Raw genomic sequence first — 12803 nt, forward strand, 5'->3', positions numbered from 1 at the left:
TTAAAATTGATTAGGCCATAGCCGAAATGGTTTTTCTAAAGCGTAATAAGGCTAATAAGAAAAATACAGAACCAATAACAATTAAGACAATAAATTGAGGCCACACAATAGAGAAATCAGCACCACGATATAAAATGGCCTGAGCTAAACTCACGAAATGTGTCGTTGGCATTGTTTGCATTACATCTTGTACAAACTGAGGCATACTTTCTCGTGATGTCATACCACCAGATAGCATATTTAATGGTAGTAAAACCATAATCATCAATAAACCAAATTGTGGCATTGAACGCGCCATTGTACCTAAGAAAATACCAATAGAAGTTGTCGCAAATAAGCTTAAAGCAACACCACACATAAATAGTAAAACCGAACCTTCAATAGGTACATTAAGCAAAGTTTTTACCACTAAGACTAACGACATTACCGATGCCAATAGTACAACCAATCCCATTGACCATATCTTAGAAAGCATGATTTCAAACGGAGTTACAGGCATAACCAGTAAATGTTCAATAGTTCCGTGCTCTCGCTCCCTTATTAATGCGGCTCCTGTTAATACTATTGATAACATAGTGATATTATTGATAATTGCCATCACGGAACCAAACCAAGATTGTGTTAGGTTAGGGTTAAAGCTCATTCTGACTTCTAAATCAACAGGTAATGGGTCGTTAGTTCTGTTTTTGGCTAAAAAGGTTTTAGCCTCTCCCATAACAATGTTTTGTATATAACTATTACCTAAAAAAGCTTGGCTCATACGTGTTGCATCGATATTCACTTGTATTTCCGGTTTGCGACCCGCTAAAAGATCGCGCTGAAAATTAGGTGGGATATCTAGTGCAAACGTATAAGTGCCTCTATCTAACAAACCATCTATTTGCTCAGGAGTAATATCCGCAGGTGGCAAAAAATAAGGCATATAAAAACTATTGACAATACGTGCAGATAATTGTGATTTATCCTGATCAGCAACCGCAATCGGTGCATGATGTAATGAACCTGGTGTTACTGTTGCAGATGAATAAATCGATACAGTAAAAGCAAACACAATTAATGCCAGCATTGCCTTATCACGTGAGAGACTCCGTAGCTCTTTTACACCTAAATTAAATACATTTTGTATGGTGCGCCACATTTAAACCTCCTGCTTTTTCAAGAAAAAGACACTTAGCCCAATCACAATTGGGATAGTGATAAGCAAAGGAATAAAAGACCAAGGTAAATCAAATAGGTTTAATCCTTTAGAGAAAGTCCCTCTTGCGATAGTTAAAAAGTGAGATGTGGGATAAATATGCCCTATCCATTTACCGATACCTTCCAGTGACGAAACAGGATCAATCATGCCTGAAAATTGCGTTGCTGGAATTAAGGTAATAATTGAAGTACCAAAAATAGCTGCAATCTGACTTTTCATAAAGCAAGAAATTAATAATCCCATTCCTGTTGCGATCGTAATATAAAGCAATGCCCCTAAAGAGAGCGTAAGCATACTGCCTTTAAAACTGACGCCAAATACAAACACTGAAAGCGCACAGAGCATAAAAAAGTTAAACATTCCCAATAAGATATAAGGAAATTGTTTACCTAATAAAAACTCAGCCTTGGTAACAGGTGTAACATAAAGATTAATAATAGAACCTAGCTCTTTTTCACGTACCACACTCAATGCACTTAACATCGCAGGGATCATCATTAATAAAAGTGGGATAACTGCAGGTACAATAGCAGGTAAGCTTTTTACATCAGGATTATAACGATAGCGTGTTTCGATATTAATCGGCGATAATTTATCAACTACGTTTGTTGGTTGACGCATTGCCATATCAAGCATCCATGTTAAGTGCATTGCCTGAATATAACCACGTACTGTTTCAGCTCGATTTGGCATCGCACCATCTATCCAAACGCCTATTTTTACAGTATTTCCCTTTGCAACATCACGGGCAAAGTTAGGTGGAATTTCAATTGCAACTGTAATATCACCACTACGAAGTCGACGTTCAAGTTGGTCATAATCCGTAATTGGTGCTTTTTCAATAAAATAGCGAGAGCCTGAAAGATTTTGGCTATATGCTTGGCTTAAACCCGTTTGGTCTCTATCCATAATACCAAAACGCAAATTTTCCACATCCATGCTAATCCCATATCCCATAATAAACATGAGAATAACCGTCCCTAATAACGCCAAAGTTAGACGAACAGGATCACGACGGAGTTCCATACCTTCACGAATACTATAACTCAATAAACGTCGTAAGCTAAACCGTTGTTTTAATGCTTTTTCTGCACTTTCATGGGTAGATATGGGAAGTTGAAGTGTTTTTCCATCAACGTCAGGCGTCTCTTGTTCACCAGATGCTTTCTTAAGGTAATCAATAAAGACTTCTTCAAGTGTATCAAATTGGCTATTTTTAACTAAATTCGCAGGTGTATCGGTGACTAATACTTTACCAGCATGCATCAATGACATTCGATCACAACGTGCAGCTTCATTCATAAAGTGAGTTGAAATAAAAATAGTGACGCCGTCACGTCTTGATAGATCAACCATCAAATTCCAGAACATATCACGTGCAATTGGGTCAACCCCTGAAGTCGGTTCGTCTAGAATAAGCATTTCAGGTTTATGAATAACAGCCACTGCAAGAGATAATCGTTGGCGAATACCTAATGGCAAACCATCAGGCATCATATCTTCAACATCCATTAAATTAAAACGCTCGCTCATTTCTTTCACTCTCTGAGGAATTTCTTCCTCTGGAATATGAAAAAGCTTGGCGTGTAATTCAAGATTTTGCCGTACAGTCAATTCACTATAAAGCGAAAAGGCTTGTGACATATAGCCAACACGACGACGAGTTTCGATATCTTTAGGATCAACTTCTTGGCCAAATAACCAAGCCCGCCCTTCACTCGCTTCAAGTAAACCTGTTAGCATTTTCATTGTGGTTGATTTACCACAACCATTCGATCCTAAGAAGCCAAAAATTTCGCCCTTAGGAATACGAAAGCTTACATGGTCTACTGCAACAAATTGACCAAAACGCATGGTTAGATCTTGAGCTTCAATGGCAATCACATTATCATCACTTTTATCTCTTGGAGGAATAATGACTTTTTGGTGATTCTTTTTCTTTTCTTCAGGCAATAACTCGATAAAGGCAGCTTCTAATTCATCCGTATGCGTTTGTGCTTTTAATTCATCTGAATGACCCGTTGCTAAAATTTTTCCCGCATCCATAGCAACAAGCCAATCAAAACGCTCAGCCTCTTCCATATAAGCAGTCGCAACTAACACACTCATATTTGTTTGACGTTTACGAATACGATTAATTAACTCCCAAAATTGGGCGCGAGATAAAGGGTCAACGCCCGTTGTCGGTTCATCAAGAATAAGTAATTCTGGATCATGAATTAATGCACAACATAAACCTAATTTTTGTTTCATCCCACCTGAAAGTTTACCTGCTGGCCTATCGCGAAACGGCGCTAGACCTGTACTTTCAAGTAAATCGTTTATACGTTCTGCTCGTTCTTGCTTTGATTGACCAAATAAACGACCAAAAAAATCAACATTCTCAAAAACAGACAGTGTGTGATAAAGATTTTTACCTAACCCTTGTGGCATATAAGCAATACGAGGACAAACAGCTCTACGATGTTCGACATCACTCATATCACCATTTAAAACAATGACTTGCCCAATTTGAATTTCTCTAGCTCCTGAAATAAGAGAAATTAAACTCGATTTACCTACACCATCAGGGCCGATTAAACCCACCATTTTTCCTGCTGGAATAGCCAATGTCACATCATCAAGCGCTTTGGTATCGCCATAATGTTGGGATACATGAGTCAATTCAATGATATGAGAATGACTTTGCGTTCTCATTGTTTGACTCATTGTGGTAATTTCACCTCTAAATCAGTTGGCCAAGATTGATTGTTATCTAATCGAATATAAGCACGACCTGGTAATCCTGTTTTTACATACTCAAGATGTTTTTCGAGCAGTTCTGGGGAAATTCTCGCCCTTACACGAAACATTAGTTTTAATCTTTCATTATCCGTTTCAACTGTTTTAGGCGTAAATTGGGCAACACTTGCAACATAAGTCGTTTTTGCAGGAATAACAATATGAGGAGCTGCATCCAAAATAATATGAACATCGCTACCTAAAGCGGCTTGACCTGCAGCCTCTGTGGGTAAAAAGAACGTCATATAAACATCACTCAGATCAACCATATTTAATACCCGACCGCCAGCGCCTAGGACTTCACCAGGTTCTGCAACTCGATATTGAACGCGACCATTACGTGGCGCCTTTAAAATACTGTCATCTAACTCAGCCATGATGCGCCTTTCTGTTGCTGTTGCGGCATCTACTTTTGTATTTGCTTGAATAATACCTGCCTTTGCAGATTCAATAGCCGCCACTGTTGCGGTTTCTTGCGCTTTGGCCGCTTCAACGGCCGCTCTGGCTCCTTCAGTTCTCGCGATATCATCGTCTAATTGTTGAATAGAAATAGCATTCGTTTTTACTAATGCACGAGAACGATTGAGTCTTTTTTGTGCAGCATCCAATTCGGCAATACGCTGACGAACCACTGCTTGAGCGGCGAGTTGTTCGCTGTTACGTTGTGATAATGCAGATTGAGCAGTAACAACACTGCTTTTGGCTTGATTTAATTGTGCTTGAACTTCATGAAGTTGTTCTTTCAGTGTTCGAGTGTCCATGTTAGCTAACACTTCACCCTCTTTAACAAAATCACCTTCTTGAACTAAAATAGAGTCTATTCTGCCTGGACTTTTTGTTGAGATATCAATTTCAGTTGCTTCTATTCTCCCATTACTTTGCGCAAATCCAGAAGGTAGTGTCGGTGCTTGCGATTTCCACCAAAAAATTCCCGCTACAACTACTGCGACGAGAATTATGCTGTAAACAAAAAAACGACTCTTTTTTTGATTTTTCATATAAATTATTTAACCTTCCTTTAGCCATAAAATAATACCCAAAATGTGTTTATCTGCTGTATGTCAGAAAATAGTTAAATAGTTAAAACTGATTAAATTTTTATTTTATCTATATTTAAAAATAGTTCATTTGTATTAATAAAGCTAACTCAAGCCTAATAAAAAAATAAGATATTAAAAGCTAACCTTATGAATTATAAATATTATGTTATTATAATAGAGCCTTAACTCAAATTAATGTAGTACTTTTATCACAGAATACATCATCCCTTTTTTGATTATTCGAAGAAGCACACAAATTGTATATAAAAAACATCTTTTATTGCATTCAAATACAAAGGAAATAATAACAATGTGTTATCAATCACTTATCAATATTAAAACGATATTTATTTCCTTTTAAAAAATAATTAATGATTAGTTAAATGCAATATGACTCTCGATAGCAACAGGTTGTATTTATTATATAAATTAATCAAAAGCTATTTTTAAACACCTATTTTAAATATCTATAAATAATTAGTAAAAATAGCATTATTATTTTTAATATTGAATTTATTATCACTTATTTAATACATTTTTTTTGATATAAAAACACTTCTAAAATATAACTAATTGAATATTTTGTAAAATAAATCCTAAAATGAAATCACTCTATGACAGAGATCGACAAATCAAAAACAAACTCAAGTGTTCAGACCACTTATGTCTTAAACTTTTTATATAGTGATTATTGCAGTTAGTTATTAAAGCCAAATTACGTAATTAATTAGAATTTAGAAACAAAGCGGTAAGAAAAATATGAAAATATCAAATTAATTTTAATCTAAAATAAGAAGGGTTATATGAATAATATTAAGTATAAACTCGCCACGATGACACTCTGCTCTCTGTTTGCTACCTCTGTTTTTGCTAATACTCAATCCCCTATTCGCCTTGTTATTCATGGTGGTGCTGGCACAATTACTAAAGACACCATCACACCAGAACAAGAAAAAGAATATAAAGAAAAACTGACTGAAGCATTAAATGCGGGATATGCTGTTTTGAATAGCGGAGGTACTAGTATAGAAGCGGTTCAAAAATCAATTAACGTAATGGAAGATTCTCCTCTCTTTAATGCAGGAAAAGGTGCCGTTTTTACCCATGACGGACGTAATGAACTTGATGCTTCTATTATGGATGGAAAAACACGTAATGCCGGTGCTGTTGCTGGAGTCACTACCGTTAAAAACCCTATAAATGCTGCTATTGCGGTAATGGAAAAAAGTCCCCATGTTTTGATGGTCTCTAATGGTGCAGATCTTTTTGCCAAAGAACAAGGGCTTACTATTGTAGACCCTTCTTATTTTCGTACCGAACATCGTTGGCAACAACTTCAAAAAGCGATAGAAAAAGAACAAGTCGTTTTAGATCATGATGGAAAAACAGCTACACTTTTTATTGATCCGATGATGTACGATTATAAATATGGCACAGTGGGTGCTGTTGCACTGGATCAACATGGTAATTTAGCAGCAGGAACTTCAACCGGTGGAATGACTAATAAACGTTATGGACGAGTGGGTGACTCTCCTATAATTGGTGCGGGCAATTATGCCGATAATGAAACAGTTGCTGTATCCGCGACAGGATCTGGTGAAATGTTTATCAGAACATTAGCTGCATTCAATATTGCAGCTCAAGTTAAATATCAAAATTTACCTTTAGAAAAAGCGGCACAAAATGCACTGGACGAAGTTAAAGCGATTAATGGAAGTGGTGGCGTTATCGTCTTAGATAAATCGGGCGACTATACGATGAGTTTTAATTCTGAAGGCATGTATCGTGGCACTATTGGTAATGATGGAAAACCTGTTGTTGCCATTTATAAAGAGTAAGTTTAAATAGTCATTTCCTCTTTCGTACCCAAGATCTTTACTTTTTCTCTGTTTCAAAATTGGGTACGAAAACTTAGTTAATCCCTCATTACTCTTCCAATTCTGTGCATTTATTCTAAAAGACGTTTTTTCCTAATTTTAGCCCTAACTCAACTCGGTTATTATTAATACTAATAACGTTCAATTAATCCACTAAATGTTGATTAAACAAACACGATCCTTTCTACTTATTAAAATGATCCTTTGAAAAAGTAGCTTTTTTCTTTTTTGGATCTGATAGAATATTCATCATGGTTATGTTGATTTAATAAGGAAATCACAGTGGAATTTCACCACGACGATCAGGATTTCATACCTGAAACATCACTAGTGTTGTCTGAAAAACAAGCATTATTGGATCTGAATGCAACATTCACCACACCATCCCACACGAATCCCGCAATGGCTTATTTAATGAGTTTAGGATCGAAACGCAGTCGCCAAACGATGGGATCGTTTTTAACGATAGTGGCTAAGATGATTGGTTTTTCTTCGCTTAAAAATTGTCAATGGGGCGCACTTCGCCGTCATCATATTCAAGCCATTATTGATATGTTATCTGATGCCAATAAAGCCCCTGCCACTATCAATACTTATCTTGCCGCATTAAAAGGCGTTGCTTTAGAAGCTTGGGCATTGAAACAAATGGATACTGAAAGTTATCAGCATATCCGCCAAGTTAAATCTGTAAGAGGAAGTCGATTACCCAAAGGTCGTGCATTAACAAGTCATGAAATTCATGCTTTATTTAAAAGTTGTGAAAATGATAACTCATCGAAAGGTTTAAGAGATGCAGCAATATTAAGTGTGTTATTAGGTTGCGGATTACGTCGTTCAGAAATAGTAGCAATTAATTACGAGCACATTCAATTTCGCGATCATGCTTTTCTTGTTAGAGGTAAAGGTAATAAAGAACGAATGTCTTATATGCCCGATGATACTTGGGATCGTGTTCAGTTATGGATTGATGAAATCAGAGGTACACTAGATGGCCCTCTTTTCACTCGAATTCGCCGTTTTGATGATGTCACAAATGAACGAATAACAGATCAAGCTATTTATTATATTTTAGAAACTCGCCAACAAGAAAGTGGTATAGACAAATTTGCACCTCATGATCTCCGAAGAACTTTTGCTTCCGCAATGCTGGATAATGGCGAAGATATTGTTACTGTGAAAGATGCCATGGGCCATGCCAGTATTATGACAACTCAGCGTTATGATCGACGTGGGGATGATCGACTAAGAAAAGCGGCTCGCCATTTACGTTTTTAACGTTTTATTTTTAAGTATATTGTTACCACTAATATCTTTTTTTCATGAAACCAAATAGAAATCCCCAATTATTGAGCTAATTATAATTAGGGGTTTCTTATTACTTACAATTTATCTGAAAGGTGGTTCATTAAACGTTCTCAATTTGCGAGAGTGTAAATTACTTTCTTCTTGTTTAAGTAATTCAATAGCTTGAATACCAATTTGCAAATGTTCTGATACAGCGCCTTCATAAAAATGATTAGCCTGACCAGGTAATTTAATTTCTCCATGCAGAGGTTTATCAGATACACATAATAAGGTGCCGTAAGGAACACGAAAACGATAACCTTGCGCTGAAATTGTTGCACTCTCCATATCAACAGCAACAGCGCGACTTAAGTTAAATCGCCTTGCCGAAACAGAAAAACGCAATTCCCAGTTACGATCATCTGTCGTAACTACCGTTCCTGTTCTTAATCTTTGTTTTATTTCATGTCCCGGTTTTCCACTTATCGCTTTTGTTGCATCATAAAGAGCACGTTGTACCTCAGCAATATTAGGAATAGGAATATCTGGAGGTAGAACATCATCTAATATATGGTCATCACGTAAATATGCATGGGCTAAAACATAGTCACCAAGCTGTTGGCTTTCACGTAACCCCCCACAGTGACCAATCATTAACCAAACATGGGGTCGCAAAACTGCTAGATGATCGCAAATTGTTTTTGCATTTGAAGGCCCAACTCCAATATTCACTAATGTTATTCCGGGTCCTTCTTTTGCAATTAAATGATAGGCTGGCATTTGATATTTCTTCCAAGTTAAATCAGATATTAACTTTTCAGGATCAACCGTCTCTACTGTAATTTGCTGAAAACCTGCACAAGAAAGTGCGCAATATGGGCTATTTTTATCTGCAACTTGTTCACAAGCCCAACGAACAAATTCATCAACATAACGATTATAGTTGGTGAATAGAATATAAGGTTGAACATCTTCAGGTAATGTACCCGTATAATGTTTTAAGCGTGCTAATGAAAAATCAGTACGTAAAGCATCAAAATGAGAAAGTGGTAATATGTCCCTATCACAAATTAAACCATCCGTAATTTCATCACCAATTTTAGATAAGTCAGTTGTCGGAAAATATTTTGCTAGTGAGGCACTCATTTTTCTATCAAAACCAATACCCGTTCCATCAATCACAAAAGGATATGGAATTTCTTGTTTTGAGGCACTGACATCAAAAGTTGCATGATAAGCATCAGCAATAAGTTGCAATTGTTCTGATAAATAATCTTCAAATAAAGCGGGATTAGTAATAGTAGTAGAGTAAGTTCCTGAGCGAGACAAACGCCCATAAGCTCTTGTTTTGTCCTCTTTTTTTATTTCTCCAGACCAATGCACCGTTAGTTGAGGATATGCAAATAATCCTTCCGCTCTTTGTTTTACATCAGGTAATTTTCCATCTTGTGCATAATCAACAATTGCACTACGCAATGCATTAACAGCTTTTTGGTATTGTTGTTTTAGTTTAGTAATAACCGTTTGAATTTCAAGGTGATGAGGTTGTGACATAAAAAGAGCCTCTTACTTATTATTGATTTATGATCATAATAGCAAGAAGCTCAGGTTTGCCCAAGATTAAGATTTTAATAAGCGATATTCTATTTTACTTTCTGTATCGGAAGCTGTTAGTTTTTTTAATGAATAAGGACTGAATTCTAATTTGACATTTATATCTTCTTCTAATAAAAGAAATCTATCTTGTTTGTAGTTAAACTTATTACTAAGACTGTCTTCCATTCTTTTACTTATTTCATGTTTATATTTAGCTAATACGCTAGTAAAACTATTCATTGATATTTTATCATCTATAAAGTATTTGCTATATAAATGCATAGAATCGTGATCAAAATCAGTTAAAATATTATCAGATAAATGACTCACTTTTTCGATATCTGATTCAGTCATTTCTTTTTTATTATTAATAATTATTGTATATCTACCTTCATTCTCCTCTATATTAATGGTGGTTTTTCCAGTAAGAGGTGAATATTGTGATGCAATAGGATCATATTTGTCAAAAGAGTCTTTTATTACTGGAAAGATACCTTGATTAAGCAATTCGAAAATAATCATAACATCTTTCTTATTTAAGTTTTTCAGCTTTTCCTCTAGAGAGGAAATATCAGATATATCCTTATTGTTGTATTGTAATTTATATCTTGATATATCTTTTTCTACCTGCGATCTTAACTCTTCATAGTTACCCTGTTTTACACTTTGATATATATTATCTATTAACCGAGTAGGTGATAAGTTAGCGGTATAATTATGACTATGTTTTTCAATATATTCTTTTTTCTCTTCAAAAGATCCTATTTTATTAAAATCATTTATTGAAAAAATATTACCTTTATTTCTAGGCTCCATAAGAATAGCCCTGAAAGCAATAAATTTTTCTTCGTAATTCTTATCATCATTTTTTATGACTGATAGTTTAGAATAGTTATTAATAAATGCTATCACGGAATCAGATGAATATTCTTCCAAGTCAATAGATAACTCATTTTTTATTTCCTCAAAGAATGGTTTAATATCATGGTCACTCTCAATAGGATCACCAATAAATTCGATGGAGTAAGTGATTTTACTATCATTTACACTATACTTAAAATTATTTTTATAGCCATCCCCTGCAATTCTCTTCAACGTAAAGAAAGCGCTATTTTTTTCTGAAACGGAAGCTGCTTGATCAAAATATACTGTTTTAATTAAAGGAAGAACTTTTCCTTCATTACTTAAACCAAACAAATCTTTTAGTCTCTCCCAAAGACTCATAACACTCGAAGGTTTTTGAGTATTACCTAGTTTAATTATTTTTTCTCGATCTATTGTTGTATTTAAAATTTTAATTGGATCCATAACTTACACTCCAAACATAATAAATAAAGATAAAATAAAGGTAAAACAAAGGGAATAATATTTATATAAAAAAACGCCATTAACTTTTCATAGTCATGACGTTTTTAACAAATATGGTTTTAAATTGATAATAAACTCAAAATAATAGGGAGCGTAATTGCTGCAAACATTGTTTGAGAAGTAATGATCCCAGCCATTAGCTCAGAATCTCCGCCAAGTTGTCGGGTTAAAATATAGGAAGTGGGCGCAGTAGGAATAGAAAAGAAAATAACTAATAGTATTGTCACCAATGGAGATAAATCAAAAAGATAGGCCACACTATACGCTATTATTGGCACGATAAGTAAACGAGTCACAGTATTAATGCTAATCATTTTACTTTCTGCTTTCAATGTTGATAGATGTAATGCAGCGCCGATACAAATAAGCCCTAAAGGCAAACTGGTGGCAGCTAATAACTTAAGAAATTGATCACTACCAAGAGGAAGCCCTATTCCAGATAAATTGATCACGATCCCTATAACACAAGAAATAATTAAAGGATTTTTTATAATAGGTAATGCTAATTGACGCAATGTTACATTTTGCCCGGCCGTTAAACAAAGCACGGAGGTCACATTTGATAGTGGAACTAACGTTGCCAATATTAATGCTGCAATCCCTAATCCTTCAATACCGAATAAATCAGCAACAATTGCTAAACCTAAATAAGTGTTAAATCGAATATTACCTTGAACAATTGCACCAAAACGGCCAGCAAGCCAGCCTGTAATTTTTTTCAGTACAGTACATAACAGTGTGACAATAATAACCACAAAAAAAATAGCCCCAGCAAGATGGGGTAATTGAGGATCAGATAAAGGTGCATTTGCCAGGCTATTGATCAGTAACGCAGGAAAAAGTAAAAAGTAATTTAGCTTTTCAGCTCCTACCCAAAAAGCAGGCTCAAACGTTTTATTTCTTCTTAAAATTGCACCTAGCGCAATTAACGCAAATAAAGGCCATAACGTTAATAACACATTTTGCATAATATTTGTCCTAAAGATATCGCGATACTTTACAATATCGTAACATCAAGACAATTGCTATTTTATGTTATTAATACAATAACCAACTCAAAAAATGATAAAAATATATTAGTACCGCATTTTCAGAATAGCATTTTTTATTCTTAGCTCATTAAGTACAAATTTTCTTTTTATGAGTATAAACCCCAAAAACTAATCTAAATCAATATACATTCGGTAACAATGTAAGCTTGCTTTTGCTAAATTTGAATAATAATCACGCTCTTCTAATACTTTAAAACCTTGTTTTAAATAAAATATTACTGCATTAGGTGTTGCATCTAAAAATAGCTTCTGTTGCCCTCTTTTTATTGCTTCATGTTTTAATTGTTTTAAAATAAGCCCTGCAAATCCTTTTCCCATATATTCTGGTAATGTAAAAATAGCTTCAGCAAAACCCGTTTTGATATCTAAAAAACCAGAGGCAACAGGAATATTATATCCTTTATAATCAATCACATAAAACGGATTATCAATAATAGCTTGTCGATATCCATCAGGCATTTCATCAGGAGTCCAAGCAGCTAAAACTTCTTTTAAGTAAACATTCTCACAACCAAATCGTAAAGCTTGATTTCGTAAATACCATAATCGTTTTACTTCCTGTGGTTCAGCGAGTCTAAGTTGAATCATACTCATTTCCATCTTATTC

The 12803-nt window shown here is 34.9% G+C and carries 9 protein-coding genes; 2 read left to right on the forward strand and 7 right to left on the reverse strand.

Annotated elements, in window-relative coordinates:
- Positions 1–10 precede the first annotated feature (10 nt).
- The 3 genes from GWI97_RS12140 to GWI97_RS12150 are packed head-to-tail and all read right to left on the reverse strand — an operon-like array spanning position 11 to position 4977.
- Entirely contained in the window at positions 11–1138 is a 1128-nt protein-coding gene (locus GWI97_RS12140; RefSeq protein WP_036936790.1) for an ABC transporter permease, read from the reverse strand.
- Entirely contained in the window at positions 1139–3895 is a 2757-nt protein-coding gene (gene rbbA / locus GWI97_RS12145) for a ribosome-associated ATPase/putative transporter RbbA (protein WP_179951935.1), read from the reverse strand.
- Positions 3896–3903: 8 nt separating this feature from the next.
- On the reverse strand, positions 3904–4977 hold the full coding sequence (locus GWI97_RS12150) for an HlyD family secretion protein (protein ID WP_036936787.1): 1074 nt from the start codon (positions 4975–4977) through the stop codon (positions 3904–3906).
- An 845-nt stretch (positions 4978–5822) separates the two neighbouring features.
- Between GWI97_RS12150 and GWI97_RS12155 the strand changes: the two genes are divergently transcribed.
- Positions 5823–6857: an isoaspartyl peptidase/L-asparaginase family protein gene (locus GWI97_RS12155; RefSeq protein WP_036936784.1), complete on the forward strand. Its 1035-nt coding sequence runs from the start codon at positions 5823–5825 to the stop codon at positions 6855–6857.
- Between the two features lie 321 nt (positions 6858–7178).
- Positions 7179–8171, forward strand: a complete 993-nt coding sequence (locus GWI97_RS12160; RefSeq protein WP_087802389.1) for a tyrosine-type recombinase/integrase — start codon at positions 7179–7181, stop codon at positions 8169–8171.
- A 111-nt stretch (positions 8172–8282) separates the two neighbouring features.
- Here GWI97_RS12160 and GWI97_RS12165 read toward each other — a convergent pair whose 3' ends face one another.
- The 4 genes from GWI97_RS12165 to GWI97_RS12180 all read right to left on the reverse strand — a co-directional run bounded on the left by GWI97_RS12165 (position 8283) and on the right by GWI97_RS12180 (position 12790).
- A complete protein-coding gene (locus GWI97_RS12165; RefSeq protein WP_087802386.1) occupies positions 8283–9734 on the reverse strand; it encodes an AMP nucleosidase in 1452 nt (483 codons plus the stop codon).
- A gap of 66 nt (positions 9735–9800) precedes the next feature.
- On the reverse strand, positions 9801–11084 hold the full coding sequence (locus tag GWI97_RS12170; protein WP_036936776.1) for a hypothetical protein: 1284 nt from the start codon (positions 11082–11084) through the stop codon (positions 9801–9803).
- Between the two features lie 119 nt (positions 11085–11203).
- Complete coding sequence (locus GWI97_RS12175) at positions 11204–12112, reverse strand: AEC family transporter (protein ID WP_036936773.1); 909 nt, start codon at positions 12110–12112, stop codon at positions 11204–11206.
- A gap of 192 nt (positions 12113–12304) precedes the next feature.
- A complete protein-coding gene (locus GWI97_RS12180; RefSeq protein ID WP_161752081.1) occupies positions 12305–12790 on the reverse strand; it encodes a GNAT family N-acetyltransferase in 486 nt (161 codons plus the stop codon).
- Positions 12791–12803 lie beyond the last annotated feature (13 nt).

It is taken from the genome of Proteus sp. G2300, from assembly GCF_009915965.1.
Lineage (GTDB): Bacteria > Pseudomonadota > Gammaproteobacteria > Enterobacterales > Enterobacteriaceae > Proteus > Proteus vulgaris.